23 protein-coding genes and 1 tRNA gene are annotated in these 26869 nt (G+C 71.7%); 18 read left to right on the forward strand and 6 right to left on the reverse strand.

What is annotated here, in order from left to right:
• Window positions 1-286: 286 nt before the first annotated feature.
• The gene (locus ACV7NM_RS18960; RefSeq protein ID WP_463413981.1) at window positions 287-1840 is read right to left on the reverse strand and encodes a potassium/proton antiporter; all 1554 of its coding nucleotides are present in this window, start codon (window positions 1838-1840) and stop codon (window positions 287-289) included.
• Window positions 1841-2025: 185 nt separating this feature from the next.
• Between ACV7NM_RS18960 and ACV7NM_RS18965 the strand changes: the two genes are divergently transcribed.
• Complete coding sequence (locus tag ACV7NM_RS18965) at window positions 2026-4905, forward strand: penicillin acylase family protein (protein ID WP_463411375.1); 2880 nt, start codon at window positions 2026-2028, stop codon at window positions 4903-4905.
• A gap of 3 nt (window positions 4906-4908) precedes the next feature.
• Here the strand turns inward: ACV7NM_RS18965 and ACV7NM_RS18970 are convergent, their stop codons facing one another.
• Window positions 4909-5496, reverse strand: a complete 588-nt coding sequence (locus ACV7NM_RS18970; protein WP_463413982.1) for a 5-formyltetrahydrofolate cyclo-ligase — start codon at window positions 5494-5496, stop codon at window positions 4909-4911.
• Window positions 5497-5636: 140 nt separating this feature from the next.
• Here ACV7NM_RS18970 and galU point away from each other — a divergent pair, with 140 nt between their 5' ends.
• From galU to ACV7NM_RS19005, 7 genes are all read left to right on the forward strand, one after another.
• Window positions 5637-6539, forward strand: coding sequence for a UTP--glucose-1-phosphate uridylyltransferase GalU (galU, locus tag ACV7NM_RS18975; protein ID WP_463411376.1), 903 nt, complete (start codon window positions 5637-5639; stop codon window positions 6537-6539).
• 4 nt (window positions 6540-6543) lie between these two features.
• Complete coding sequence (gene glp / locus ACV7NM_RS18980) at window positions 6544-7881, forward strand: molybdotransferase-like divisome protein Glp (protein WP_463411377.1); 1338 nt, start codon at window positions 6544-6546, stop codon at window positions 7879-7881.
• 74 nt (window positions 7882-7955) lie between these two features.
• Window positions 7956-8468 (forward strand): cyclic pyranopterin monophosphate synthase MoaC, encoded by a 513-nt coding sequence (moaC, locus tag ACV7NM_RS18985; RefSeq protein WP_453357683.1) that lies wholly within the window; start codon window positions 7956-7958, stop codon window positions 8466-8468.
• A gap of 47 nt (window positions 8469-8515) precedes the next feature.
• Window positions 8516-9076 carry a MogA/MoaB family molybdenum cofactor biosynthesis protein gene (locus ACV7NM_RS18990; protein WP_463413983.1) on the forward strand — a complete coding sequence of 187 codons (561 nt, stop codon included), beginning with the start codon at window positions 8516-8518 and terminating at the stop codon, window positions 9074-9076.
• Between the two features lie 17 nt (window positions 9077-9093).
• Window positions 9094-9783 (forward strand): GNAT family N-acetyltransferase, encoded by a 690-nt coding sequence (locus ACV7NM_RS18995; RefSeq protein ID WP_463411378.1) that lies wholly within the window; start codon window positions 9094-9096, stop codon window positions 9781-9783.
• 150 nt (window positions 9784-9933) lie between these two features.
• Window positions 9934-10965, forward strand: coding sequence for a divisome protein SepX/GlpR (sepX, locus tag ACV7NM_RS19000; RefSeq protein WP_463411379.1), 1032 nt, complete (start codon window positions 9934-9936; stop codon window positions 10963-10965).
• Between the two features lie 77 nt (window positions 10966-11042).
• Window positions 11043-11116 (forward strand) — tRNA-Ala (locus tag ACV7NM_RS19005).
• Window positions 11117-11233: 117 nt separating this feature from the next.
• Here the strand turns inward: ACV7NM_RS19005 and ACV7NM_RS19010 are convergent.
• Window positions 11234-11728, reverse strand: a complete 495-nt coding sequence (locus tag ACV7NM_RS19010; protein WP_463411380.1) for a GNAT family N-acetyltransferase — start codon at window positions 11726-11728, stop codon at window positions 11234-11236.
• A 38-nt stretch (window positions 11729-11766) separates the two neighbouring features.
• On the opposite strand from ACV7NM_RS19010, the gene ACV7NM_RS19015 reads away from it, so the two are divergent.
• Complete coding sequence (locus ACV7NM_RS19015; RefSeq protein WP_463411381.1) at window positions 11767-12570, forward strand: exodeoxyribonuclease III; 804 nt, start codon at window positions 11767-11769, stop codon at window positions 12568-12570.
• On the opposite strand, the gene ACV7NM_RS19020 is transcribed toward ACV7NM_RS19015, so the two are convergent.
• Window positions 12552-13226, reverse strand: a complete 675-nt coding sequence (locus ACV7NM_RS19020) for a MerR family transcriptional regulator (protein WP_463411382.1) — start codon at window positions 13224-13226, stop codon at window positions 12552-12554. The two genes, ACV7NM_RS19015 and ACV7NM_RS19020, sit on opposite strands and share 19 nt — an antisense overlap.
• A 160-nt stretch (window positions 13227-13386) precedes the next feature.
• Here ACV7NM_RS19020 and ACV7NM_RS19025 point away from each other — a divergent pair, with 160 nt between their 5' ends.
• From ACV7NM_RS19025 to ACV7NM_RS19040, 4 genes are all read left to right on the forward strand, one after another.
• Complete coding sequence (locus ACV7NM_RS19025; RefSeq protein WP_463413984.1) at window positions 13387-14982, forward strand: flavin-containing monooxygenase; 1596 nt, start codon at window positions 13387-13389, stop codon at window positions 14980-14982.
• Entirely contained in the window at window positions 14979-15962 is a 984-nt protein-coding gene (locus ACV7NM_RS19030; protein WP_463411383.1) for an alpha/beta fold hydrolase, read from the forward strand. The genes ACV7NM_RS19025 and ACV7NM_RS19030 overlap by 4 nt, the downstream gene beginning before the upstream one ends.
• Window positions 15959-16852 (forward strand): SDR family oxidoreductase, encoded by an 894-nt coding sequence (locus ACV7NM_RS19035; protein ID WP_463411384.1) that lies wholly within the window; start codon window positions 15959-15961, stop codon window positions 16850-16852. The genes ACV7NM_RS19030 and ACV7NM_RS19035 overlap by 4 nt, the downstream gene beginning before the upstream one ends.
• Before the next feature lie 77 nt (window positions 16853-16929).
• A complete protein-coding gene (locus tag ACV7NM_RS19040) occupies window positions 16930-17118 on the forward strand; it encodes a hypothetical protein (protein WP_463411385.1) in 189 nt (62 codons plus the stop codon).
• 79 nt (window positions 17119-17197) lie between these two features.
• Here ACV7NM_RS19040 and ACV7NM_RS19045 read toward each other — a convergent pair whose 3' ends face one another.
• On the reverse strand, window positions 17198-20491 hold the full coding sequence (locus tag ACV7NM_RS19045) for a S41 family peptidase (RefSeq protein ID WP_463411386.1): 3294 nt from the start codon (window positions 20489-20491) through the stop codon (window positions 17198-17200).
• Between the two features lie 152 nt (window positions 20492-20643).
• On the opposite strand from ACV7NM_RS19045, the gene ACV7NM_RS19050 reads away from it, so the two are divergent.
• The gene (locus ACV7NM_RS19050) at window positions 20644-21234 is read left to right on the forward strand and encodes a TetR/AcrR family transcriptional regulator (RefSeq protein WP_463411387.1); all 591 of its coding nucleotides are present in this window, start codon (window positions 20644-20646) and stop codon (window positions 21232-21234) included.
• Between the two features lie 137 nt (window positions 21235-21371).
• Window positions 21372-23561 (forward strand): MMPL family transporter, encoded by a 2190-nt coding sequence (locus tag ACV7NM_RS19055; RefSeq protein ID WP_463411388.1) that lies wholly within the window; start codon window positions 21372-21374, stop codon window positions 23559-23561.
• Window positions 23562-23654: 93 nt separating this feature from the next.
• Here ACV7NM_RS19055 and ACV7NM_RS19060 read toward each other — a convergent pair whose 3' ends face one another.
• Window positions 23655-24041 (reverse strand): SsgA family sporulation/cell division regulator, encoded by a 387-nt coding sequence (locus ACV7NM_RS19060; protein ID WP_463411389.1) that lies wholly within the window; start codon window positions 24039-24041, stop codon window positions 23655-23657.
• Between the two features lie 181 nt (window positions 24042-24222).
• On the opposite strand from ACV7NM_RS19060, the gene ACV7NM_RS19065 reads away from it, so the two are divergent.
• The 3 genes from ACV7NM_RS19065 to ACV7NM_RS19075 are packed head-to-tail and all read left to right on the forward strand — an operon-like array spanning window position 24223 to window position 26847.
• Window positions 24223-25320 (forward strand): energy-coupling factor ABC transporter permease, encoded by a 1098-nt coding sequence (locus tag ACV7NM_RS19065; protein WP_463411390.1) that lies wholly within the window; start codon window positions 24223-24225, stop codon window positions 25318-25320.
• A gap of 1 nt (window position 25321) precedes the next feature.
• Entirely contained in the window at window positions 25322-26083 is a 762-nt protein-coding gene (gene cbiQ / locus ACV7NM_RS19070; RefSeq protein WP_463411391.1) for a cobalt ECF transporter T component CbiQ, read from the forward strand.
• The gene (locus tag ACV7NM_RS19075; RefSeq protein ID WP_463411392.1) at window positions 26071-26847 is read left to right on the forward strand and encodes an energy-coupling factor ABC transporter ATP-binding protein; all 777 of its coding nucleotides are present in this window, start codon (window positions 26071-26073) and stop codon (window positions 26845-26847) included. The genes cbiQ and ACV7NM_RS19075 overlap by 13 nt, the downstream gene beginning before the upstream one ends.
• Window positions 26848-26869: the final 22 nt, after the last annotated feature.

The following is a 26869-nucleotide window of genomic DNA, read 5'->3' on the forward strand; positions in this document are numbered from 1 at the left end:
CGAGTGATACCTGGGCGCCCACTGCGGGAGGGAGCCACGGCCGCTTTGCGGTCGCGCCAGCTCTGCGTCAGGCAGAGTTGGTTCGATGTGGTGTGCCTTTATCGTACAGGGAGAGTGGCTACTGCGCCCTGTGATTCCGACGACAAGGAATGTCTTCACCTGCGATTAACCGGAATTTCGCATTCCATGTGCCCCCAAAGCGGGGCAGAGACCCCCACCGGGCCGCGAAATCACAGATTTAGAACGTTGCTCTAACGCTCTGTTCGCCCTGTTCGCGCCGCCCCGACTACGTCCCGTTGGGACCCGTACCCAGCCAGCCGGCGAGCTTGCCGCCCCGCGCGACCGCCCGCAGCCGCGCCTCCGCCGCGTCCCGCACCTGGTCCGTCGCCACGACCAGCAGCTCGTCCCCCCGGCGCAGCACCGTGGACGGCGCCGGTACGAAGCTCTTGGCGTCCCGGACCACCAACGTCACCGAAGCCCCGGCCGGGAGTCGCAGCTCGCCGACCTCCACGCCGTGCATCCGCGAGGCCGGGGGTATGGCGAACGACAACAGGTGTCCGCGCAGCTTCTCCAGCGGAGCGGACTCGATGCCCAGGTCCGCCGCGCCCTCGCCCGCGTCGCCCAGCTCCAGCTTGCGCGCCAGCCACGGCAGCGTCGGCCCCTGGACCAGCGTGTAGACGACGACGAGCACGAAGACGATGTTGAAGACCCGGTCGCTCCCCTCGATACCGGTGACCATCGGGATCGTGGCCAAGATGACGGGCACGGCGCCGCGCAGGCCCGCCCACGACATCAGGGCCTGCTCCTGCCAGGGGATGCGGAAGGGCAGCAGGCTGACGAAGATCTCCAGCGGCCGCGCCACCATCGTCAGCACCAGCCCGATGATCACCGCCGGCCAGAAGTCGCCCGCCAGCTCGTGGGGGGTCACCAGCAGTCCCAGCAGGACGAACATGCCGATCTGGGCGATCCAGCCCAGTCCGTCGGCGAACCCCCGCGTGGCGGGCCAGTGCGGCAGCTTCGCGTTCCCGAGCACCATCGCCGCCAGGTACACCGCGAGGAAGCCGGAGCCGTGCGCCAGCGCGCCGGCCGCGTACGCGGTGATGGCGATGGCCATGACGGCGATCGGGTAGAGACCGGAGGCGGGCAGCGCCACGTGCCGCAGGCCGTACGCGCCGAGGAAGCCCACCGTCAGTCCGATGGCGACGCCGATGGCCAGTTCCAGGGCGATCTTGCCGATCAGGACGTACCAGTCGTCCACCGGGCCGACGGTCGCGAAGGACACCACCAGGATGACCACCGGGGCGTCGTTGAATCCGGACTCCGCTTCCAGCACACCCGTCACCCGGGAGGGGAGCGGCACCTTGCGCAGGACCGAGAAGACGGCCGCCGCGTCGGTCGAGGAGACGACCGCGCCGATCAGCAGGGCCTGGCGCCACTCCAGCCCGACCAGGTAGTGCGCCCCCGCCGCCGTGACCCCCACGCTGATCGCGACCCCGACGAGGGAGAGCATGATCGCCGCCGGCAGGGCCGGCTTGATTTCTTTCCACTTGGTGCCCAGACCACCCTCGGCGAGGATCACGACGAGTGCGGCGTAGCCGATGACCTGCGTCAGCTCGGCGTTGTCGAAGACGACGTTGCCTATGCCGTCCTGGCCTATCGCTATGCCTATGCCGAGGTAGATGAGCAGGCTGGGCAGACCGCTGCGCGAGGAGACGCGTACCGCCGCTACCGCGACGAGCAGCACGAGCGAGCAGACCAGCAGGAGCTCATTGAGCTGGTGGACGGTCAGCGGGCGGCCCTTTCCCTCATGTGCCCTGACGGATCGTTCCTCCGAGAGCACGTACGACAAGCACTTTCGTTACCTTACCTAATCTTTGACGGAGTCTTTACTCGACAACCACATTGTGAAACGCCGGTCCGGCCCTGTCCTTCGGACCTCGACCCCTGGCGGATCACCGGGGGTGGTCCTGCGCCTATGGTTGCTTCCAGCAATCCCAGGACCACCCTGCCCCTCTAAGGACAGCGATGCCCGCCAACTCATCCGGCCCTTCCGTCAAGAAGAAGGGACGACGCGCACGTCTGATCGTGCTCGTCATGGTCCTGGCGCTCTTGGCGGGACTCGGCTACGGGGCGTACTGGAGCGTCGACGGCGTCCGTGCCTCCCATCCCCAGACCACCGGCTCCCTCAAGCTGCCCGGCCTGACCGGGACCGTCGACGTCAAACGCGACGAGCACGGAATCCCGCAGCTCTACGCCGACAACGACGAGGACCTCTTCCGCGCGCAGGGCTTCGTCCACGCGCAGGACCGCTTCTGGGAGATGGACGTCCGCCGCCACATGACCTCCGGGCGGCTCTCCGAGATGTTCGGCTCCGGCCAGGTCGAGACCGACGCCTTCCTGCGCACGCTGGGCTGGCGCCAGGTCGCGCAGGCCGAGTACGACACCAAGCTCTCACCGGAGACCAAGAAGTACCTCCAGGCGTACGCCGACGGGGTCAACGCCTACCTGAAGGGGAAGTCCGGCAAGGACCTCTCCGTGGAGCACGCGGCCCTCAAGCTGACCGGCGACTACACGCCGGAGCCGTGGACGCCGGTGGACTCGGTGGCCTGGCTCAAGGCGATGGCCTGGGACCTGCGCGGCAACATGCAGGACGAGATCGACCGTTCCCTCATGGCGGGCAAGCTCTCGCCGCAGCAGATCGAGGACCTCTACCCGCCGTACCCCTTCGACCGGAACAAGCCGATCGTCGAGGGCGGCTCCGTCTCCGGCGGCAAGTACGCGCCCCAGGGCACGGCGTCCGCGGGCTCCACGGGCGCGGGCACGACGGGTACCGGCACCGGTACGAGCGGCACGGGCACGACCGGCACGGGCTCCACCGGTACGACCGGCACCGGCTCCCAGGCCACCCCGAACGGCGGTATCAGCACCGGCCTCGCCGACAACACCTCCGCCCAGGGCGCGAGCGTCGGCCTGCGCACCCAGCTGTCCTCCCTCGCCAAGACCCTGGACGAGATCCCGGCGATCCTCGGCCCCAACGGCAGCGGCATCGGCTCGAACTCCTGGGTCGTGGCGGGCAAGTACACGACCACCGGCAAGCCGCTGCTCGCGAACGACCCGCACCTCTCGCCCCAGCTGCCCTCCGTCTGGTACCAGATGGGCCTGCACTGCCGCGCGGCCTCGCCGCGCTGCCAGTACGACGTCGCCGGCTTCACCTTCTCCGGCATGCCGGGCGTGGTCATCGGCCACAACGCCGACATCGCGTGGGGCATGACCAACCTCGGCGCCGACGTCACCGACCTCTACCTGGAGCAGGTCAAGCCCGACGGTTACGTCTACGACAACAAGGTGGTCCCCTTCACGACCCGTGAGGAGGAGATCAAGGTCGCCGGCGGCAAGAGCAAGCGGATCACGGTCCGCACCACCAACAACGGCCCCCTGATCTCCGACCGCAGCGACGAACTCGCCACCGTCGGCTCCCGCGCCCCGGTCTCCGGCTCCGCCCCCGACCGCGGCGACGGCTACGGCGTGGCCCTGCGCTGGACGGCGCTGGACCCGGGCAAGTCGATGGACGCGGTCTTCAAGCTCGACCGGGCCAAGGACTTCACCGGATTCCGCGCCGCCGCGCGCGACTTCGAGGTCCCGTCCCAGAACCTGATCTACGCCGACAACAAGGGCCTCAACGGCAACATCGGCTACCAGGCCCCGGGCCGCATCCCGATCCGCGGCGCCGGCGACGGCCGCATGCCGGCGCCCGGCTGGGACTCGAAGTACGCCTGGAAGGGCGGCAAGGACGGCACGACCGGCTACGTCCCGCAGGACGAGATGCCGTACGACCTCAACCCCGCGCGCGGCTACATCGTGACGGCCAACCAGGCCGTCACCGAGAGCGGAACGGGAGCGGGCAAGTACCCGTACGTGCTGACCACCGACTGGGGTTACGGCGCCCGCAGCCAGCGGATAAACGACCTCATCGAGGCGAAGACCAAGGACAACGGCAAGATCTCCACCGATGACATGCGCACCATGCAGATGGACAACAGCAGCGAGATCGCCGCGCTGCTGACCCCGATGCTGACCAAGATCGCGGTCTCCGACCCGGACGTGCGCTCGGCGCAGAAGCTGCTGGACGACTGGAACTACACCCAGGAGCCCGACTCGGCGGCCGCCGCCTACTTCAACGCGGTGTGGCGCAACATCCTCAAGCGGGCCTTCGGCGACAAGATGCCGAAGGAGCTGCGCGTCACCAACAGCTGCATGAACGTCCAGGACAGCGGCAACGGGCCCGCCGACGACCTCGCCGCCGTCGTGCGCGAATGCGGTACCCGCGGCTCGGACTCGGCGCAGCCGGACGGCGGCGACCGCTGGTTCGAGGTGGTCCGCCGGCTGGTCAAGGACGAGAAGTCGCCGTGGTGGAAGTCGCCCGGCACCGTCCGGGAGAAGCCGACCACGACCCGCGACGAGCTGTTCGCGCGGGCCATGAAGGACGCCCGCTGGGAGCTGACCGCCAAGCTCGGCAAGGACCAGTCCACCTGGAGCTGGGGCCGACTGCACCAGTTGACGCTCAGGAACCAGACGATCGGTACCGAGGGCCCCGGCTTCATGCGGTGGCTGCTGAACCGCGGTCCGTGGAACCTGGGCGGCGGCGAGGCCACCGTCAACGCCACCGGCTGGAACGCCTCCAGCGGGTACGGGGTCACCTGGGTGCCCTCGATGCGGATGGTCGTGAACCTCAACGACCTCGACAAGTCCCGCTGGATCAACCTGACCGGCGCCTCGGGGCACGCGTACGACGCCCACTACACGGATCAGACCACGCTGTGGGCCAAGGGCGAGCTGCTGGACTGGCCGTTCGGGAAGGAAGCCGTGGACAAGGCCACGGTCGACACCCTGACGCTCAAGCCGTAAGGCTCAGAAGCGGACCGCCCCGGACGGGGTGGCCACCGCCCTGACGGGGTGGTCGTGCGGTTCCTCCGGGACCCGCGCGACCACCTCTTCGTCGTAGAGGAGCACCACCAGCGCCGGATGCGCCCCAGCGCGTTCCAACCGTTCCAGCACCCTGTCGTACGAACCCCCGCCGCGGCCGAGCCGCATCCCGCGCGCGTCGACCGCCAGGCCGGGCAGCAGGACGGCGTCCGCCCCGGTCACCGCGTCCGGGCCGAGGGGCCGACCGGAGGGCTCCAACAGCGCCATCTTCCCCGCGTGCCCGGTCTCGGTGAGGCCTTCCGGGCCTTCGTACAGGGCCCAGTCGAGGTCGTTGTCGGGCAGGAGCAGCGGCAGCAGCACACGCTTACCGGCGGCCCGCAGCGCGTCGAGCAGTTCGCGGGTGCCGGGTTCCGTGCCGACGGAGACGTACGCCGCGACCGTTGCCGCGCCGGCCAGCTCGGGCAGCGCCAGGGCGGAGCGGGAGAGCGCGCGGGCCGCCGTACGCCGCGACTCGGGGGACCGGGCCCGGCGGGCGGAGAGCAGCTCGCGGCGCAAGGCCGCCTTCTCGGCCACGCGGGCCGCCCGGCCGCCGGACGGGTCCGACTGGTTGCCTACCACAGCTGAATCAGATTTCCTTCCGAAACGGTTCAGACCGGGAGCTTCTCCCCGGAATCTGACCTGGCGTTTGCCCGTAACCCACTATCGTTCTGCGCATGAATCAGTTGCACCCCGTGATCAAGAAGGCCGTCATCCCGGCCGCGGGCCTCGGCACTCGCTTCCTCCCGGCGACCAAGGCGACCCCGAAGGAAATGCTTCCGGTCGTGGACAAGCCCGCCATCCAATACGTGGTCGAAGAGGCCGTGTCGGCGGGACTCGACGACGTACTCATGATCACAGGACGTAACAAGCGCGCGCTCGAAGACCACTTCGACCGCAATTACGAGCTGGAGTCCGCGCTCATCGCCAAGGGCGACGACGACCGGCTCAAGAAGGTCCAGGAATCCAGCGACCTGGCCACCATGCACTACGTCCGCCAGGGCGACCCGCGCGGCCTCGGCCACGCCGTGCTGTGCGCCGAGCCGCACGTCGGCGACGAGCCCTTCGCGGTCCTGCTCGGCGACGACCTCATCGACCCCCGCGACCCCCTGCTGCGCCAGATGGTCGACGTCCACGGCCGCACCGGCGGCACCGTCATCGCCCTGATGGAGGTCGACCCGGCGAACGTGCACCTCTACGGCTGCGCCGCCGTCGAGGCCACGGACGAACCGGACGTCGTGCGGATCACCGGACTCGTGGAGAAGCCCGAGCCCGCGGACGCCCCGAGCAACTACGCGGTCATCGGACGCTATGTCCTCAACCCCGCGATCTTCGGCATACTGCGGGAGACCGAGCCGGGCCGCGGCAACGAGATCCAGCTGACCGACGCCCTGCAGAAGCTTGCCGCCGACGAGAGCGTGGGCGGACCGGTGCACGGCGTGGTCTTCCGGGGCCGCCGCTACGACACCGGGGACCGCGGCGACTACCTGCGGGCCATCGTCCGACTCGCGTGTGAGCGGGAGGACCTGGGCCCCGAGTTCCGTACCTGGCTTCACCGTTACGTCACGGAGGAGATGTAGGACCTTGAGCAGTCCCGACGCACCGCAGGAAACCGGCACGCACCGCCTGTGGTCGGTGGACGAGCACCTCGCGGACGTCCTCGCCGCCGTCCGACCGCTGGAGCCCATCGAGCTCCAGCTGCTCGACGCCCAGGGCTGTGTCCTGGTCGAGGACGTCACCGTGCCCGTCGCCCTGCCGCCCTTCGACAACAGCTCCATGGACGGTTACGCCGTCCGGGTGGCCGACGTCCAAGGGGCGAGCGAGGAGTTCCCCGCGGTGCTGACGGTGATCGGGGACGTCGCGGCGGGCAGCGGTGAGCTGCCCACCGTCGGACCCGGTCAAGCCGCCCGCATCATGACCGGCGCCCCGCTGCCGCCCGGCGCGGAGGCCGTCGTACCGGTCGAGTGGACCGACGGGGGCACGGGGGGCGGCGCGGCCTCGGGGATGACCCCGGCCAGCGCCGCGCCCGAGGGAGCGGGCGGCGAGGTACGGGTGCACCGGGCCGCCGCCGCCCGGGCGCACGTCCGCTCGCGCGGCAGCGACGTACAGGCCGGCGACCTGGCGCTGGCCACCGGTACGGTGCTCGGCCCGCCCCAGATCGCGCTGTTGGCCGCCATCGGACGGGGCAGCGTACGGGTCCGGCCGCGACCGCGGGTGGTCGTCATGTCCACCGGCAGCGAACTCGTCCAGCCGGGGGAGTCGCTGACCGCCGGGTCGATCTACGACTCCAACAGCTTCGCGCTGGCGGCGGCCGCGCGGGACGCCGGGGCCATCGCGTACCGGGTGGGCGCCGTCGCCGACGACGCCGAGACGCTGCGCGCCACCATCGAGGACCAGCTGGTCCGGGCCGACCTGCTGGTCACCACGGGCGGGGTCAGCGTCGGCGCGTACGACGTCGTCAAGGAGGCGCTGACCTCGGTCTCCACCGGCGCCGACGAGATCGACGGCGGAGGGATCGACTTCCGCAAGCTGGCCATGCAGCCGGGCAAGCCGCAGGGCTTCGGCACCATCGGCCCCGACCACACCCCGCTGCTGGCCCTGCCCGGCAACCCGGTGTCGTCCTACGTCTCCTTCGAGCTGTTCGTCCGCCCCGCGATCCGGGCGCTGATGGGCCTGCCCGACGTCAGCCGTCCGGCCGTACGGGCCGTGCTCAAGGCGGACCGGGCGATCGGCTCCCCGGCCGGCCGCCGTCAGTTCCTGCGCGGCGCGTACGACGCGGAGAGCGGGACGGTCAGCCCGGTCGGCGGATCGGGGTCCCACCTGATCGCCGCCCTCGCGCACGCCGACTCGTTGATGGTCGTACCGGAGGACGTCACGACGCTGGAGCCGGGGGCCGAGCTGGAAGTGATCCTGCTCGGCTGAGGACCGCCCGGTGCGGGTAGCGTGTTGCACCACACAGGCCCTTGCGGGGCCCGGAGCGGGAGCGGCACGAACCTATGGCAGCGTTTTCCCCGGGGGAGCCCCCCCGACCCCCTCAGCACAGCAGGCTGACGCACATCGACGAGGCCGGGGCGGCCCGGATGGTCGACGTCTCGGCGAAGGACGTCACCACCCGGACGGCCCGCGCCAGTGGGCGCGTCCTCGTCTCCCCCCGGGTGATCGAGCTGCTGCGGGGCGAGGGCGTGCCGAAGGGCGACGCCCTCGCCACCGCGCGGATCGCCGGGATCATGGGGGCGAAGAAGACCCCCGACCTGATCCCGCTCTGCCACCCGCTGGCCGTCTCCGGCGTGAAGGTCGACCTGTCGGTCGCCGACGACGCCGTGGAGATCCTGGCCACCGTAAAGACGACCGACCGCACCGGCGTGGAGATGGAGGCGCTGACCGCGGTCGCCGTCGCCGGGCTCACCGTCATCGACATGGTCAAGGCCGTCGACAAGGGCGCGGTCATCACGGACGTCCGGGTGGAGGAGAAGACCGGCGGCAAGTCAGGCGACTGGAGCCGCGCGTGAACGCCCCGCGCGGCGGTGAGGCGTTCAGCCACAGCCATGTCCCGCCGGTGGCGGGCGAGGCGTGGGCGGCCGAGCCGGGTGCCGCGGAAAAGCCGGTGCGCACCCCGCGCGCGCTGGTGGTCACGGCCTCGAACCGCGCCTCGGCGGGTGTGTACGCGGACAAGGGCGGTCCGTTGCTGGCGGAGGGCCTCGGCCGGATGGGCTTCGCCGTGGACGGGCCGCGCGTGGTGCCGGACGGCGACCCCGTCGAAGAGGCGCTGCGCGAGGGCGTCGCCGCCGGGTACGACGTCATCTTGACCACCGGCGGCACCGGCATCTCGCCGACCGACCGCACCCCCGACGTCACCGCCCGGGTACTGGACTACGAGGTCCCCGGCATCCCGCAGGCCATCCGCGCCGAGGGCCTGGCCAAGGTGCCGACGGCCGCGCTGTCCCGGGGCCTGGCGGGCGTGGCGGGCCACACCCTGATCGTGAACCTTCCCGGTTCGACGGGCGGGGTGCGCGACGGCCTCGCGGTGCTGGAGCGCATCCTGGCGCACGCCGTCGACCAGATCCGGGGCGGCGACCACCCCGCGCCCCCCGGCAGACCCTCCGGGAGCGCGAGCTGAACGGCCCGTCCTGGCCCGTGGTGCTGACGGACGGCGATGTCACGCTCCGGCCGATAAAGCTGCGCGACCAGCGCGCCTGGCGCGAGGTCAACCGCCGCAACCGCGACTGGCTTCGCCCGTGGGAGGCGACGATCCCACCGCCCGCGCCGTGGGGGCCGGTGGTCCACCGGCCGACGTACCGCCAGATGGTGCGTCACCTGAGGGCGGAGGCGAACGCGGGGCGGATGCTGCCGTTCGTCATCGAGTACCAGGGGCGGCTGGTCGGCCAGTTGACGGTCGCCGGGATCACCTGGGGGTCGATGTGCGCGGGGCACGTGGGCTACTGGGTGGACCGCGACGTCGCCGGGCGCGGGGTGATGCCGACGGCCGTCGCGCTCGCCGTGGACCACTGCTTCACGAAGGTCGGGCTGCACCGGATCGAGGTGTGCATCCGGCCGGAGAACGGCCCGAGCCGCCGGGTGGTGGAGAAGCTCGGGTTCCGAGAGGAGGGGCTGCGTCCGCGCTACCTCCACATCGACGGGGCCTGGCGGGACCACCTCGTCTTCGCGCTCACGGCGGAGGAGGTGCCGCAGGGGCTGCTGCGCCGCTGGCACCGCACGGTGGCGGCGAGGCACGGGGAAAGACCTCCGGGTGGCGCGGGACCTACGGGGACCGCGGGACCTTCGGGCCCCACGGGCTCGCAGGGACCCCGGGGGCTTCCGAAATAGCGAAATCGCAAAAGCGTTCGAATTCTTGGCCGATTCGCCCATAACCTGATCCGAAGAATCACAAAAAAAGTCCGTGATATCAGCGAGATCGTGCGACACGCCGGCTCAATTGGCCGATCCCCGCGGCCGCGTCCCTCTACGGTGTGGGGTGTGAGCAGCAGCGGCCTCATCTACGCAGTCATTGTCGGGGCCTGGGCCGCCTACTTGGTGCCCATGTGGCTCCGGAGGCAGGACGAGCTGAACGAGGCCCGTCCGACGGAACGCTTCTCCACTGCCATCCGGCTGCTTTCCGGCCGGGCGGGAATGGAGCGCCGTTACGCCAAGGGACTGCGTGAGCGCGGTGCCGAAGAGGCGGAAGCCCAACCCCACGCGGACCCGGACGCGGCGACCGAAACGGTGAATTCCGTGGACGCCGACGCCCGGGCTTTCGTCGTGCCCCCGACCCGGGCGGAACCGAGGTCGGCCGGCGCGCAGCGCGCGGAGCGCGCCCGGCGCGAGCAGCGCCTCCAGGTCCTCGCCCGCCGCAGGCGCACCACCGCGCTGCTCTTCCTGATCTTCACGCTGGGCGCGGTCGTCGCCGCCGTCGGCGGCCTGCGCTTCCTGTGGGCGCCGGCCGTCCCCGCGCTGCTGCTGAGCGCGTACATCGTGCACCTGCGGGTCCAAGAACGCCGCCGCTACGAGTTCACCATGGACCGCCGGCGCGCGGAGGCGGCCGCCCGACGGCTGCGCGAACACCACTCGCGCCGCCGGGAGTCCGAGGCGCAGGCCGGCGTCGAACCGGACCCCGCGCCGCCGGTGTCTCCGCAGGAGGCCGGGCGGCGCGCCGTGGTGGAACAGACCGACCACGCCGAGTGGGTGGACCAGCAGCGCGAGCGGGAGCGGGGTCCGGCGCGGGGCGACAGCTGGGAGCCCGTCCCGGTGCCGCTGCCGACCTACGTGACGGCCCCCGTCGCCCCCCGGGCCACCGGCCCGGCGGCCCCCGACGCCTGGAGCGCGACCCGCTCCAGCACCGCGGAGCCGACGGAACCCCGGCTGCGCGCCCAGCCGGGCCCCCCGAAGGCCGCGGCCGAGCAGAAGTCCCCGGCCCCGTCCACCCCGCGCCCCCGCGGCCGTGATCGCGGGCGCACCCCGCTCTTCGACCAGTACGAGGGCGAGTCCCGCCCGCGCGCCGCGAACGAGTGATCGGTGACCTGCGCTGACGCTCCGGTAACCGGTTTTGGAGCACCAGCGCGGGGATGCTAATGTTTCACACGTCGCAAGGGCCTGTGGCGCAGTCTGGTAGCGCACCTCGTTCGCATCGAGGGGGTCTGGGGTTCAAATCCCCACAGGTCCACAAACGACAGTTCCCGGGTAGCTCCCGAGAGCGTCAAGAGATCCCGTCCGGTCGCAAGACCGGGCGGGATCTTCTGCGTTGCGGGCCGGATCGTTCCCCGACCGACCCCGCCCCCCGTTACGGGGTCAGGGGCTTGGACATGCAGACGCTGGACTCGTACGCGCGGTAGTAGCCGAACTTGGCGCAGTCCGCGTACCCGGAGGAGCGGTACAGGGCTATCGCCTCCGGCTGTCGGTCGCCCGTCTCCAGGACCATGCGGCGGCGGCCCGCCGTGCGGGCGTCGGCTTCGAGGACTGAGAGGATGCGGCGGGCCAGGCCCAGGCCGCGGGCCTCGGGTATGACGTACATGCGCTTGAGTTCCGCGTCGCCGTCGAGGTAGCCCTCCGGGCTCTCGTCCCGGGCGCGCCAACCGCCGCTCGCGATCGGGGCGTCCGATGTGTCGTACGCCACGTAGTACAGGCCGTTCGGCGGGGCGAACATCAACGGGTCGAGGACGGTGGCGTCGCCGTCGCCCTCGTAACGGGCCTGGTATTCGAGCTGGACCTGGTCGTTGAGCTTGATCGCGTCCGGGTGGTCGTACGGCACGGCGCGGAGGGTTATCCCGTGAGACATCGGAACATCGTACGGAACGCTCCCGCTATCGTGCGGGGATGCTCACCGTGACCACCGTGAATGTGAATGGGATCCGCGCCGCCGCGAAGAAGGGCTTCGTCGAATGGCTCGCCGGGTCCGACGCCGACGTCGTGTGCCTCCAGGAGGTACGGGCCGAGGAGGGGCAGATTCCGGTGGAGGCGCGGGAGCCCGAGGGGTGGCACACCGTGTTCGCGCCGGCCGCCGTCAAGGGGCGGGCCGGGGTCGCGCTCTACACGCGCCGGGCGCCCGAGCGGGTGCGGATCGGCTTCGGGAGCGCCGAGTTCGACGGCTCCGGCCGGTACGTCGAGGTGGACCTGCCCGGGGTGACCGTGGCGAGCCTGTACCTGCCGTCCGGCGAGGCGGGGACCGTGAAGCAGGACGAGAAGTACCGGTTCATGGAGGAGTTCATCGCCCACCTCGCCGAGCTCAGGGTGCGGGCCGCCGCCGACGGGCGCGAGGTCGTGGTCTGCGGTGACTGGAACATCTGCCACCGGGAAGCCGACCTCAAGAACTGGAAGACCAACCGCAAGAACGCCGGGTTCCTCCCCGAGGAGCGGGAGTGGCTCGGCAAGGTGTACGACGAGGCCGGCTACGTCGACGTGGTGCGGGTGCTGCACCCGGACACCGACGGGCCGTACTCCTGGTGGTCCTACCGCGGCCGGGCCTTCGACAGCGACGCCGGCTGGCGCATCGACCTCCAGGTCGCCACTCCGCGACTCGCGGAACGGGCCGTCAAGGCGTGGGTGGAGCGCGCCGAGACGCACCCCGAGCGGTGGTCCGACCACGCCCCGGTGACGGTCGTCTACGAGCTGGGCTCCTGACCCCTGTCGTAGGCCTGTCGGCGGTCCATCGCCATGGTGAGCTCCGCCTCGACCACGCTCTTCGCGAGCGGACGCAGCCGGGACAGCGCGTCCTGCGGCAGGTGCGCGGAGATCAGCTCCGTGAAGAGGGCCGCCATCGCGTCGGCGTGTTCGCGCACCCGGCGGCCCGTCTCCAGCACCGCCGCCAGCGGCACGCCCTCGCGGACCAGCGCGGAGGAGACCTCCAGCAGGCGGCGGCTGACGTGCACGATCTCGTCGCCGTCGACGGCGAGGTAGCCGAGGTCCAGGGAGGCCGCCAGGTTCTCGGGCGTCACCTCCCCCTCGAAGTAGTCGGCGAGCGCCTCGGGCGTCAGCCGTACGGGGGTCTCCTCGGACGAGCCGATGCCGAGCAGCTCACCGAGCTGGCCGACGTCGCGGCCGTTCTCGAAGGCGGCCGTCAGTTCGGCGATCCCGCCGAGGGTGTGGCCGCGTTCCAGGAGGGCGGCGATGGTGCGCAGCCGGGCGAGGTGGTGCTCGTCGTACCAGGCGATCCGGCCCTGACGGCGCGGTGGTGGCAGGAGCTTGCGCTCACGGTAGAAGCGCAGGGTGCGAACCGGGATGCCGGCCGCCTCGGCCAGCTCCTCCGTACGGTATTCATGTGTCTTTTCTTCCGCCACATGCGCAGCGTAGGGCGTACCCCCGGTAACTTTCCCGCCGCGACCCCTACCCATGGGTACGGCGCTGCTCTACTCTCCCGATTGTGCCAGTGATTGCTGGCAGTGTTCGTTGAGGTGCGGCTGGGACAGTGGAAGCGGAAGGCGGGCGGGCATGGGCGGCATGGACGGGCGCGAACACGTACGGGTGGCGGTGATCGGCTCCGGGTTTGGCGGGCTGGGCGCGGCGGTACGGCTGCGGCGCGAGGGGATCACCGACTTCGTCGTACTGGAACGGGCCGACTCGGTCGGCGGGACGTGGCGCGACAACAGCTACCCCGGGTGCGCGTGCGACGTCCCGTCGCACCTGTACTCGTTCTCCTTCGCACCGAACCCGGACTGGCCCCGGACCTTCTCCGGGCAGCCCGCGATCCGCGCCTACCTGGAACACGTCGCCGACACCTTCGGGCTGCGCCCACACATCCGGCTGCGGTCCGAGGTGCGGATGATGCGCTGGGACGCCGAGGAGCTGCGCTGGGAGATCGAGACCTCCGGCGGGGAGCTGACCGCCGACGTGGTGGTGTCGGCGACCGGGCCGCTGTCGGACCCCAAGATGCCGGAGATCCCGGGGCTGGCCGACTTCCCCGGCAAGGTCTTCCACTCGGCGCGCTGGGACCACGACTACGACCTGCGCGGCAAGCGCGTCGCGATGGTCGGCACCGGCGCCTCCGCCATCCAGATCGTCCCCGCCATCGCCCCCGAGGTGGAGCGCCTGACACTGTTCCAGCGCACCCCGCCGTGGGTGATGCCCCGCACGGACCGGGCGATCTCCACCGCCGAGCGCTGGCTGCACCGACAACTGCCCTTCACCCGGGCCGCGCGGCGCGGGCTGCTGTGGGGCATCCGGGAACTCCAGGTCAGCGCCTTCACCAAGCGGCCCAACCAGCTCGGGCTGATCGAGTCCCTGGCCAAGGCCAACATGGCGCGCTCGATCAAGGACCCCGCGCTGAGGGCCAAGCTGACCCCCTCCTACCGGATCGGCTGCAAGCGCATCCTGCTCTCCAGCGAGTACTACCCGGCGCTCGCCCGGCCCGATGTGGACGTGGTCGCCTCCGGTCTGACGGAGATCCGCGGGAGCACGCTGATCGCGGCGGACGGGACCGAGACCGAGGTCGACGCGATCATCTTCGGCACCGGCTTCCACGTCACCGACATGCCGATCGCCGACCGGGTGGTGGGCGCCGACGGCGAGACGCTCGCGGACGCGTGGAAGGACGGGATGCGGGCCCTGCGCGGTGCGACGGCGGCCGGCTTCCCCAACTGGATGACGATCATCGGACCCAACACCGGGCTCGGCAACAGCTCGATGATCCTGATGATCGAGTCGCAGCTCAACTACATGGCGGACTACCTGCGCCAGTTGGACGTGCTCGGGGGTCGGGCCGCCCTCGCCGCCAGGCCCTCGGCGGTCGGCGCCTGGAACCGGCACGTCCAGGACCGGATGAAGCGGACGGTCTGGAACACCGGCGGCTGCACCAGCTGGTACCTGGACGCCAATGGCCGCAACACGACCGTCTGGCCCGGCACGACGGGCGAGTTCCGGCGCGAGACGCGGTCGGTCGACCTCGCGGAGTACGAGGTCCTGCGCGTCCGGGAGCGGGAGCGCGTCACCGCCGGGGCCGCCGTTCCGACGCCCGCGCCACCGGCCGCCGTTCCGGCCCCCGCCCAGGCTCCCGAGGCCGCTCCCGCCTCCGCCTCCGTCGAGGAGGGCGCGGCATGAGGCGCTCCGCGTACGTCACCTCCGGCCGGTACGCGCCCCCGGCCGCCCGGCGCGAGCTGGTCGCCGTCTCCGCCGACGGGGCCCGACTGCACGTCGAGGTCCACGGCGACGAGGACGCGCCGCCCGTGGTCCTGTCCCACGGCTGGACCTGCTCCACCGCGTTCTGGGCCGCCCAGGTGCGGGACCTGGCCCGGGACCACCGGGTCATCGCCTACGACCAGCGCGGGCACGGACGCAGCCCCGCCGGGCGCTGGTACACCACCGGCGCGCTCGCCGACGACCTCGTCGCGGTCCTGGAGGCCACCCTCGCCCCCGGCGAGCGGGCGGTCGTCGCGGGCCACTCCATGGGCGGGATGACGATCATGGCCGCCGCCGGGCGGCCCGGGTTCGCCGAGCACGTCGCCGCCGCCCTGCTGTGCAGCACCGGCAGTGCGCGGCTGGTCGCGGAGGCGCTGGTCCTGCCGGTGCGCGCCGGGCGCGCGCGGACCCGTATCACCGGCGCGATCCTCGGATCACGCGCTCCCCTCGGGCCCGTCACGCCCCTGGGCAAACGGGCCTTGAAGTACGCCACCATGGGCCGCCGTGCCACGGCCGACCAGGTCGAGGCCTGCGCCCGCATCGTGCACGGCTGCCCCACCGGCGTCCGGTACGCCTGGTCGCAGGTGCTCGCCGGGCTGGACCTGGAGGCGAACCTGTCCGGGCTGGACGTGCCCACCGCCGTCATCGGCGGCACGGACGACCGCCTGACCCCGATCCCGCACGCCCGCGCCCTCGCCGCGGCGTTGCCGGACTGCGCCGGTCTCACCGAGCTGCCCGGCGCGGGCCACATGACGCCGATCGAGGAGCCGGAAGCCGTCACCCGCGTGATACGGGAACTGGCCGCCCGGCTCCCCGCACCACGACGACCCGACACCACGCCGCTCGACACCACCCCGCTCGGCACCGCCCCGCTCGACACCCCGAAGGAGAAGACGCCGTGAGCGCTCGCAGGAGTCTGGAAGGCCAGGTCGCCGTCGTCACCGGCGCCGCCCGCGGGGTCGGGGAGCTGCTGGCCCGGAAACTGTCCGCGCGCGGTGCCAAGGTCGCCCTGGTCGGGCTGGAGCCGGAGGCCCTCAAGGAGGTCTCCGAACGGCTGCACACCGACAGCGGCCACTGGCACGCCGACGTCACCGACCACGAGGCCATGGCCCGCGTCGCTCGGGAGGTCAAGGAGCGCTTCGGCAAGGTGGACGTCGTCGTCGCCAACGCGGGCGTCGCAGCCGGCGGCCCGTTCGTCGACTCCGACCCGGACGCCTGGCGCCGGGTGATCGAGGTGAACCTGATCGGCGGGGCCGTGACCGCCCGCGCGTTCCTGCCCGTGCTGACGGAGAGCCGCGGTTACTTCCTCCAGATCGCCTCCCTCGCGGCGATCACCCCGGCGCCGATGATGACGGCGTACTGCGCCTCCAAGTCCGGGGTGGAGGCCTTCGCGCACTGCCTGCGCGCCGAGGTCGGCTACAAGGGCGTCAAGGTGGGCGTCGGATACCTCTCCTGGACCGACACGGACATGGTGCGGGGCGCCGACCGGGACGAGGTCATGCGGGAGTTGCGCGGTCGGCTGCCGTGGCCGGCCAACCGCACGTACCCGCTGGGACCGGCCGTCGACCGGATCGTGGCCGGCATCGAGCGGCGCTCGCCGCACGTGTACGCGCAGTGGTGGCTGCGGGGCATGCAGGGCGTACGGGGCTACCTGCCGGCGGTCATAGCGGCCGGCGGGCAGCGGGAGATGCGGCGCTTCGAGCCTCGGCTGGCCGGTGTTCCCCGGGGTCTGGTGGGCGCCGGGGGAGCCGCCGACGAGCAGGAGCGGACGGCGGGAACCCGGCGCGACTGACTCGAAATGCGGCCTTTGTGCGCCCGTGCCAGTCTGGTCGGTGCCCGACCACCGACACCCCTCACGGAGCGGACAGCATGGGCATCGAGGACCGGTTCCACGACGAGGCGAAACGGCGCGGGGAGCAGGAGCAACCGCGCGAGCGGGAGGAGACGTCTCAGCCCGGCGGGAAGTCCCGGGACCCGATGGAACAGAACCTAAACGCCCAGGGGCGGCGCCGGGTGGACAGGGTCCGCGACGAGTTCGACGACCCCTGGGACGCCTAGCCACCGAGCGCTGGCGAGGCGCCCCGAGACGCGCCGAGGGGCGCGGCCCGTTCCGGCGGGTCGCGCCCCTCGCGCATGCCTACGGCCTCGGCGGCAGCTTCGGGCGGCGCAGGTCCGGGACGTCCTCGTAGCCGGGGGGGACCGCCGCCGGGTCCTGCTCCAGCAGCTCCAGCGCCAGGTGAACGGCGTCGTCCAGCTGCGCGTACCGTCCCTCCGCCCAGTCGAGCGGGGTGCGCAGGATCGCCAGGTCCGGCTCCACGCCGTGGTTCTCCACCGACCAGCCGTACTCCGGGAACCAGGCCGCGTTCATCGGCACCGTGATGACCGTGCCGTCGCCCAGGGTGTGCCGGCCCGTCATCCCGACCACGCCGCCCCAGGTGCGCTGGCCGACGACCGGCCCCAGCCCCAGCAGCTTGAACGCCGCGGTGATCATGTCCCCGTCCGAGGAGGTCGCCTCGTCGGCCAGGGCCACGATCGGTCCCCGGGGCGCGTTGGAGGCGTAGGACACCGGCTGCGCGTTGCGGGTGAGGTCCCAGCCGAGGATCGAACGGGTCAGCTTCTCCACCACCAGCTCGCTGATGTGCCCGCCCGCGTTGCCGCGCACGTCCACGATCAGCGCGGGACGGGACATCTCCATCCGCAGGTCCCGGTTGAACTGGGCCCAGCCCGAGCCGCCCATGTCGGGGATGTGGAGGTAGCCGCACATGCCGCCGCTGAGCTCCCGGACCACGGCCCGCCGCTTGGACACCCAGTCCTGGTAGCGCAGCGGCCGTTCGTCGATGAGCGGGACGACCGCGACCCGGCGGGAGGGGCCCCCGCCCTCGGCCGGCTGGAAGGTCAACTCCACCGTGGTGCCGCCCGCCGCCGACAGCAGGGGGTAGGGACCCGTCACCGGATCGACCGCGCGGCCGTCGACGTGGGTCAGGGCCGCGCCCTCGCGGATGCCGGTGCCGGCGAGCGGGGAGCGGGCCTTGGAGTCCGAGGACTCGCCGGGCAGGATGCGCGAGACGGTCCAGGCGCCGTCGCGCGGGACGAGGTTGGCGCCGAGCAGGCCGATGGCCCGCTGGTAGTGCGGGGGGCCCTCGTTGCGGCGCGCGGGTGAGACGTAGGCGTGCGAGGTGCCGAGCTCGCCGAGCACCTCGCGCATCAGGTCGGCGAACTCGTCGGGGGAGGCGACCCGTTCGACCAGGGGGCGGTACTGGCGCAGCACCCCGTCCCAGTCGATGCCGCACATGTCCGGCTCCCAGAAGTAGGCGCGGATCAGCCGGCCCGCCTCCTCGAAGGCCTGGCGCCACTCGGCAGCGGGGTCGACCTCGTGCAGGATGCGCCGCAGGTCCAGGTAGACGGTGGAGTCGCTGTCGCCCGACTCGGTCGCCGGGACCGCCCGCAGGTCGCCGTCGTCGTTGACGACCAGCCGGGTGCCGTCACCGCTGACCGCGAACCAGTCCAGCCCGGAGGCCAGTTCGGTCTTGCGGGCCTTGGTGATGTCGAAGTACTCCAGCGTCGGTTTGCCCGTCATGTCCGCCGGGTTGGCGAAGGTCTCTCCGAGCGCGCCCGAGATCGGCCAGCGCAGCCAGACCAGTCCGCCACCGTGCACGGGGAAGAGGGCGGAGTACTTCGACGCCGACACCGGGAAGGGCGTCACCCGGCTCTCCAGCCCCTCGACCTCCACCGTGACCGCGCCGTCGCCCTCGCCGGACTCGCCCTCCACCGGGTCCAGTCCGCCGGCGGCGGGCCTGCCGTCGGGGGTGAAGGCGAAGGGCGAGGGGGTCGCCGAGGACAGCGGCACCAGGTACGGGCGGCAACCCAGCGGGAAGGACAGGTCGCCGGTGTGCACGTCGTACACGGGGTCGAAGCCGCGCCAGGAGAGGAAGGCGAGGTAGCGGCCGTCTCGGGTGAAGACCGGGTTCTCGTCCTCGAAGCGGCCGTTGGTGACGTCGACGATCGTGTGGGGGCCCGGGCCGGAGATCCGCGCCATCTTGATCTGGCGCAGCGAACGCCCGATGCCGGGGTGCGACCAGGTCAGCCAGCAGCCGTCGGGGGAGAAGGCCAGGTCGTTGACGGGCCCGTTGAGGGACCGGATCAGTTCGGTGACCTCGCCATCGGACTCCTCGGTGGCGTCGAGGAGGAGCAGCCGTCCGTCGTTGGAGGCGATGGCGAGCCGCTCGCCGTCCGGGTCGGACAGCAGTTCCAGGACGCGGCCGAGCTTCCCGGAGGCCAGCCGGCGCGGCTGCCGCGGCCCGGAGGCGCGGGGCAGGTAGGCGATCTCGACGGCGTCCTCGCCCTCGGCGTCGGTCACGTACGCGACCTGCCCGGCGCTGCCGAGCATCTCGGGCAGTCGCACGCGCACGCCCGGGGTGTCGGCGATGGTGCGGGCCGGCCCGTCGCGGTGGGTGAGCCAGTACAGGCTGCCGCGTACGACGACGGCGCTGGCCCGCCCGGTCGTGTCGACGGAGAGCGAGTCGACGTGGCTGGCGGCCGGGACCTGGTACGAGCGCCGGCCGGCGCGCGGGCCGCCGAGGCGGACGTCGAGCCTTCGCGGGGCGGCGTCGGCGGCCAGGGAGTCGACGAGCCAGAGGTCGCCCGCGCACTGGTAGACGACCCGGGTGCCGTCGCTGGAGGCGTGCCGGGCGTAGAACTCCTCGTGGTCGGTGTGGCGCCGCAGGTCGGTGCCGTCGGGCAGGCAGGAGTAGAGGTTGCCGGTCCCCTCGTGGTCGGAGAGGAAGGCGATCCGGCCGTCCACGAACATGGGGGAGTCGAGGTGGCCCTCGATGTCCTCCAACAGGCGCGTGCCGTGCAGCCAGAGCCGGCCGGTGGCGCCGCCCCGGTAGCGCTTCCAGGCCGCGGGCTCGTGCGGCGGCTTGCCGGTGAGCAGGAGGGTGCGCCGCTCGGGGGCGCCGTTCCCGTTGGGGACGTCCTGGACCGCGATGTCGGAGACCGGGCCCCAGGGGAGCCGACCGCCGGGGCTGCCGTCGGTGGGCAGGCAGTAGGCCCAGGAGTAGTAGGAGAAGGGCTGGCCGTGCGAGGAGACGGCCAGGATGTCGCTGCGGCCGTCCTTGTCCGGCGGGGTCCAGCCGCAGACACGGGTGTCGGTGGAGCCCCAGTAGCTCAGTCTGCGGGCGGGCCCGCCGTCCACGGGGGCGAGGTGGATCTCGGGGTCGAGGCTGCGCCAGGTGGTGAAGGCGATGTGGCTGCCGTCGGGGGAGAAGCGCGGGTGCCCGACCCGCGTCCGGTCGACGGTGATGCGCCAGGCCCGTCCGGCGGCGGCGCCGGGTGGGACGAGGGGCGCCACCCAGAGGTCGTCTTCCGTGGCGAAGCACAGGAGGTCGTCGTGCAGGTGCGGATATCGGAGGTACGCGCCGTCGTGACTCACCCCCCAATGCTTTCCGCGCGGAGGGGCCCTGGCAACTCGTACAGGTGATCCATGCCACGCGGCCGATCGAAACGGAACGGTTTCGTTTCGATGGCGTCGGGGGTATGGTCTGAGGAGTACGAAACCGTTTCGTTCGGATGGGAGGCCCGGAGATGATCGAAGAGGTCGCGTCGCGGCGCACCCGGATCAGCCCCGAACGGGAAGCCGAACTCCACGGGGCGGTCCTCGACCTCCTGCGCGAGGTCGGCTACGAGGCGCTGACCATGGACGCGGTCGCCGCCCGTACGAAGTCCAGCAAGGCGACCCTCTACCGCCAGTGGGGGAGCAAGCCGGAGCTGGTCGCGAAGGCCCTGCGGTGCACCCAGCCGGTCTCCCTCCGGGAGATCGACACCGGCAGTCTGCGCGGGGACTTCGCCCTCATGGTCGAGCACTCCGACGACGCGCAGATGGCCAAGGACACCGCCCTGATGCGGGGCCTGGCCCACGCCGTCCACGAGAGCCCGGAGCTCCACAAGGCGCTGCGGGACCTGTTGGTGGACCCCGAGATCAACGGCCTGCAGGCGATGCTGCGGCGCGCGGTGGACCGCGGGGAGATCGAACCGGACTGTCCGGCGCTCGATTTCGTACCGCACATGCTCATCGGGGCGTTCATCGCGCTCCCGCTGATCGAGGACCGCTCGGTGGACCGGGCTTTCCTCGGTTGCTTCATCGATGCCGTGGTGTTCCCCGCCCTCGGCGTCTGATCCCTCCCCACCCTCCCCGGGGTGGGTCCGCTGCTCCTGACACGCCGCTCTCGTCGTCGGGCCGGCTCTCCATGCCCTCGGGGGGTGCCTCACGGCGCCCCCACCCATTCCACGACCCGAACGGGAGAACCACCGACGTGGCCACCTTCCTCTACCGACTCGGCAGGGGCGCCTTCCGGCGCCGTCGCTTCGTCGCCCTCGTCTGGGTGGCACTGCTGTTCGCCGCCGGCTTCGGCGCGGCGTCGGCGTCCGCCCCCACCTCAGGCTCGTTCTCCATACCCGGCACGGAGGCCCAGAAGGCCTTCGACCTGCTGGAGCAGCGCTTCCCGGGCATGACCGCCAATGGCGCGACCGCCCGCATCGTCATCAAGGCACCGGACGGCGCCAAGGTCACCGACCCGGCTCCCAAGGCCCAGGTCGAGAAGATCGTCTCAGACCTCAAGGGCGGCGCCGGCGCCTCCCAGATCGCCTCGGTGGACGACCCGTACCAGTCCAAGGCGATCAGCAAGGACTCCCGTACCGCCTACATCAGCGCCAAGTACAAGGTCAGCGGCATGGAGCTGACCGACGCCACCCGCGACTCGCTCAAGGAGTCGGGCCACGCCGCCCAGGCCGCCGGGCTGACCGTCGAGATCGGTGGCGACGCGCTGATGACGGCGCCCGAGACCGGCTCCGGCGAGGTCATCGGCATCCTGATCGCGGCCGTCGTGCTGGTCGTCACCTTCGGTTCGCTGATCGCGGCCGGGTTGCCGCTGCTGACCGCGCTGATCGGCGTGGGCATCGGCGTCTCCTCCGTCACCGCGCTCGCCAACGTGCTGGACCTCGGCTCCACCACCTCCACCCTCGCGATGATGATCGGCCTCGCCGTCGGCATCGACTACGCCCTCTTCATCGTCTCCCGCTACCGCGCGGAGCTCGCCGAGGGACGCGAGCGCGACGAGGCCGCGGGCCGGGCCGCCGGAACCGCCGGCTCCGCGGTGGTGTTCGCCGGTCTGACCGTGGTGATCGCCCTGGTGGGGCTGGCCGTCGTCAACATCCCGATGCTGACGAAGATGGGCTTCGCGGCGGCCGGCACCGTCGTCATCGCGGTGCTCGTCGCCCTGACCCTGGTCCCCGCCATCCTCGGCTTCGCGGGCAAGAAGGTCCTGCCGGCAGGGACCAAGAGCAGGCTGTTCGGCAAGGGCAAGCCGGCCGGCGCCGAGCCCAAGGCCAACGGCGGCACCCGCTGGGCCCGCTTCGTCCTGCGCCGCCCGGTCCTGGTGCTGCTGGCCGGTGTGATCGGCCTCGGCGCGATCGCGATCCCGGCTGGCAAGCTGGAGATGGGCCTGCCGGACGACGGCGCCCAGCCGGTCTCCACCACCCAGCGTCGGGCCTACGACCTGCTGTCCGACGGCTTCGGCCCGGGCTTCAACGGCCCGCTGATGGTGGTCGTGGACGGCGACAAGGCGCTCGCGGACAAGACGGTCGACCGGATCAAGGGTCTGGACGGCGTGGCCGTGGTCACCCCGCCGATGCCCAACAAGGCGGGCGACGCGGCGATCATCAACGTGATCCCGAAGGACCGCCCGTCCTCCACCGAGACCGAGAAGCTGGTCCACACCATCCGCGACGGCAGCGGAGACGACGTCCTCGTCACCGGCGCGACCGCGATGAACATCGACTTCTCGCAGAAGATGAACGACGCGCTGGTGCCCTACCTCGCGCTCGTCGTCGGTCTCGCCTTCCTGCTGCTGATGCTGGTGTTCCGCTCGATCCTCGTTCCGCTCAAGGCGGCCCTCGGGTTCCTGCTGTCGGTCGTCGCGGCCCTCGGCGCGGTCGTCGCGGTCTTCCAGTGGGGCTGGCTCGGCTCGCTCTTCGGGGTGCAGCAGACCGGTCCGATCATGTCGATGATGCCGATCTTCATGGTGGGCGTCGTCTTCGGCCTGGCGATGGACTACGAGGTCTTCCTGGTCACCCGGATGCGTGAGGCGTACGTCCACGGCGAGCGCCCCGGGCAGGCCGTCGTGACCGGCTTCCAGTACAGCGCGCGGGTGGTCGTGGCCGCCGCCGTCATCATGATCGCGGTGTTCTCCGGCTTCATCGGGGCAAGCGAGCAGATGATCAAGATGATCGGCTTCGGTCTCGCCGTCGCGGTGTTCTTCGACGCCTTCGTGGTCCGCATGGCCATCGTCCCGGCGGTCCTGGCGCTGCTCGGACACAAGGCCTGGTGGCTGCCGAAGTGGCTCGACCGGCTCCTGCCGAACGTCGACGTGGAGGGCGAGAGCCTGCGCAAGCACCTCGGGGAGCCCGCCGGTCCCGACAAGGACCGGGAACTCGTCAACGCCTGACCCGGCCTTCCGCCGCCCGGGTGAACGAACGGCCCCGCCCCGCCTGGCGATCAGGCGGGGCGGGGCCGTTCCGCTCTCGGCGGCCGGCGCGGCCTAGCGTGCCGACGCGAACGTACGGCGCAGGAAGCGGCGCAGCGCGGCGCTGTCGAACTGGACGACGGCCACCCCCTCGGGCGCGTGGAACTCGACGATGACCTGCACCCGGCCGCAGGGCCAGATGCGTACGTCGCCGGTCCCGCTCGGGGCCAGCAACCCGGCCTCCAGCAGGGCTCGCGGGAAGACCCACTCGTTGTCAGTGCCTTCGGGGGAGACCCCTGCGGGGAAGACGATCCGGACGGCGAGCGGCTCGTGGGGTACGAAGCGCAGGGCCACCGGAACGGCGCGGTAGAGCGGATCGTCGGTGATGACACGGGCGCGGACCCGTTCCTCGACTGCGGTCGTGGTGACGGTGGCGTGGGGATTCTCGGCGGTGGCTGACATCTCCAAGACTCCTCCATATCGGGACATATGGGTCCGTACGCCCTCCAGCCTCGCACATTCCCACGAAACCGCTCGCTTCTACTTGTGCGGTGAGCGCTCTTGCCAACGGTTTGCAACAGGGCACTATTCTTGAACGGCTAAAGAGTGTTGCGAGTCAACCGCAGGAAGCGGAGCGAAACCCATGCACGTGCCCGACGGCTTCATCGATGCCCCCGTCTCCGTAGCCGCCGGTGTAGCGGCCGCCGGAGCCGTGGCGATCAGCCTCCGCGGCGCCCGCCGGGAGCTCGCCGGCCACTCGGGGGCGGCGGGCTCCGCCGGAGAGCGGGCCGCGCCGCTCGCCGGATTGGTCGCGGCGTTCATCTTCGCCGTGCAGATGCTGAACTTCCCCGTCGCCGCCGGCACCAGCGGACACCTCCTCGGCGGCGCACTCGCCGCGATCCTCGTCGGCCCCTACACCGGCGTGCTGTGCGTGTCCGTGGTGCTGCTCATGCAGGGCGTGCTGTTCGCGGACGGCGGCCTGACCGCCCTCGGCGTCAACATCCTGAACATGGCCGTCGTCACCGTCGTCGTCGCCTACGCGGTGTTCCGCGTCCTGGTGAAGGTCCTGCCCAAGAGCCGGCGCTCGGTCACCGTCGCCGCGTTCACCGGCGCCCTGCTGTCCGTGCCCGGCGCGGCCGTCATGTTCACCCTCCTGTACGCCCTCGGCGGCACCACCGACGTACCGCTCGGCAAGGTGTTCACCGCCATGGTCGGCGTGCACGTCCTGATCGGCATCGGCGAGGCCGCCATCACCGCCGCGACGGTGGGGGCGGTGCTCGCCGTACGCCCCGACCTGGTGTACGGCGCGCGCGGCCTGAGCACGCCGCTCAAGCTGCGCGTCGGCGGTGAACTGGTCGACGCCCCCGCCGCCGCGACGCCCGCCGCCGGACGCCGCTCCACCAAGCCCGTGTGGATCACCGGCCTGGTCACCGCCCTCGTACTCTCCGGCTTCGTCTCCTACTACGCCTCCGCCAGCCCGGACGGTTTGGAGAAGGTCGCCGCCGACAAGGGCATCGACCGCAAGGTGGGGCAGCACGCCGCCGCGAACTCCCCGCTGGCCGACTACAGCGTCAAGGACGTCACCGACACCCGCCTCTCCGGCGGTCTCGCGGGCGTCATCGGCGTCGGCGCGACCGTCGTCGTCGGCACCGGGATCTTCTGGACCGTGCGCCGCCGGCGCGCCGAGGACCTGACGGCCACCTCCACCACCCCCGCCCCGACCGCCCCCGCGGCGAACTGACATGGGCGCCGGACACAGCCACAAGCTCTACCGTCACGGCCACTCGGCCGTGCACGCGCTGCCGCCGCAGTGCAAGCTCGCCGCCGCCTTCGCCTTCGTGGTGGTCGTCGTCTCCACACCGCGCGAGGCCGTGTGGGCGTTCGCGCTCTACGCCGCCCTCCTCGCCGCGGTCGCGGCGGTGGCCCGTATCCCCGCCGGTTTCCTGCTGCGCCGGCTGCTGATCGAGGTGCCGTTCGTCGCCTTCGCGGTCCTCATGCCCTTCGTGGCACAGGGCGAACGGGTCGAGGTGCTCGGCATGTCGCTGAGCGTCTCCGGCCTTTGGGGCGCCTGGAACGTGCTCGCCAAGGGCACCCTCGGCGTGGCCGCCTCCGTACTGCTCGCGTCGACGACCGAACTGCGTGCGCTGCTGCTCGGCATGCAGCGGCTGAAACTGCCGCCGCTGCTGGTCCAGATCGCCACCTTCATGATCCGGTACGGCGACGTGATCACCGGTGAGCTGCGGCGGATGTCCATCGCCCGCCGCTCGCGCGGCTTCGAGGCGCGCGGCGTCCGGCACTGGGGGGTGCTGGCGAAGACCGCCGGCTCGCTCTTCATCCGTTCCTACGAGCGCGGCGAGCGGGTCTACCTCGCGATGATCAGCCGCGGCTACACCGGCTCGATGCCGGTGATCGACGACATCGCGGCCTCGCGCGCCCAGTGGGCGTACTCGGCCGCACTCCCGGTGACGGCACTCGCCGTCTGCCTGATGGGATGGACGCTGTGACCACCGACGCACCCTCTCTGCACGTCTCCGGCCTCGCGTACGCCTACCCCGACGGGCACCAGGCCCTGTTCGGCGTGGACCTGACCGTCGGGCGCGGTGAACGGGTGGCACTGCTCGGCCCCAACGGCGCGGGCAAGACCACCCTCGTCCTCCACCTCAACGGCATCCTGGGCGGTGGCGTCGGCGCGGTGACGGTGGCGGGGCTGCCCGTGGAGAAGCGGAACCTCGCCGAGATCCGACGGCGCGTCGGGATCGTCTTCCAGGACCCCGACGACCAACTGTTCATGCCGACGGTGCGCGAGGACGTGGCCTTCGGCCCGGCGGCGGCCGGGATGCGGGGCGCGGAACTCCAGGCACGGGTGACGGAGGCGCTGGAGCAGGTCGGCATGGCCGCCTTCGCCGACCGTCCGCCGCACCACCTGTCGTTCGGGCAGCGCCGCCGGGTGGCGGTGGCGACCGTGCTCGCGATGCGGCCGGAGATCCTCGTCCTGGACGAGCCCTCCTCCAACCTCGACCCGGCCTCGCGCCGCGAACTGGCGGACATCCTGCGCTCGCTGGACGTGACGGTGCTGATGGTGACGCACGACCTGCCGTACGCGCTGGAACTGTGCCCGCGCGCGGTGGTCCTCAGCGAGGGGGTCATCGCGGCCGACGGACGCACGCAGGACCTGCTGTGCGACGAGGAGCTGATGCGCGCCCACCGGCTGGAGCTGCCGTTCGGCTTCGACCCTCGGTCGGTGACGCTGCCGGCCGCCGTGGCATAAGTACCTTCGACCGATTGTTGGA

This window comes from Streptomyces sp. Tek67B01 (assembly GCF_055231995.1).

Bases quoted from the DNA above. Each gene is read 5' to 3' on its own strand.
- ACV7NM_RS18965 (WP_463411375.1), top strand. From the start codon at position 2,026: ATGCCCGCCAACTCATCCGGCCCTTCCGTCAAGAAGAAGGGACGACGC.
- galU (WP_463411376.1), top strand. From the start codon at position 5,637: ATGAATCAGTTGCACCCCGTGATCAAGAAGGCCGTCATCCCGGCCGCG.
- moaC (WP_453357683.1), top strand. From the start codon at position 7,956: ATGGCAGCGTTTTCCCCGGGGGAGCCCCCCCGACCCCCTCAGCACAGC.
- ACV7NM_RS19010 (WP_463411380.1), bottom strand. From the start codon at position 11,728: ATGTCTCACGGGATAACCCTCCGCGCCGTGCCGTACGACCACCCGGAC.
- ACV7NM_RS19015 (WP_463411381.1), top strand. From the start codon at position 11,767: ATGCTCACCGTGACCACCGTGAATGTGAATGGGATCCGCGCCGCCGCG.
- ACV7NM_RS19025 (WP_463413984.1), top strand. From the start codon at position 13,387: ATGGACGGGCGCGAACACGTACGGGTGGCGGTGATCGGCTCCGGGTTT.
- ACV7NM_RS19030 (WP_463411383.1), top strand. From the start codon at position 14,979: ATGAGGCGCTCCGCGTACGTCACCTCCGGCCGGTACGCGCCCCCGGCC.
- ACV7NM_RS19040 (WP_463411385.1), top strand. From the start codon at position 16,930: ATGGGCATCGAGGACCGGTTCCACGACGAGGCGAAACGGCGCGGGGAG.
- ACV7NM_RS19050 (WP_463411387.1), top strand. From the start codon at position 20,644: ATGATCGAAGAGGTCGCGTCGCGGCGCACCCGGATCAGCCCCGAACGG.
- ACV7NM_RS19060 (WP_463411389.1), bottom strand. From the start codon at position 24,041: ATGTCAGCCACCGCCGAGAATCCCCACGCCACCGTCACCACGACCGCA.
- ACV7NM_RS19065 (WP_463411390.1), top strand. From the start codon at position 24,223: ATGCACGTGCCCGACGGCTTCATCGATGCCCCCGTCTCCGTAGCCGCC.
- cbiQ (WP_463411391.1), top strand. From the start codon at position 25,322: ATGGGCGCCGGACACAGCCACAAGCTCTACCGTCACGGCCACTCGGCC.
- ACV7NM_RS19075 (WP_463411392.1), top strand. From the start codon at position 26,071: ATGGACGCTGTGACCACCGACGCACCCTCTCTGCACGTCTCCGGCCTC.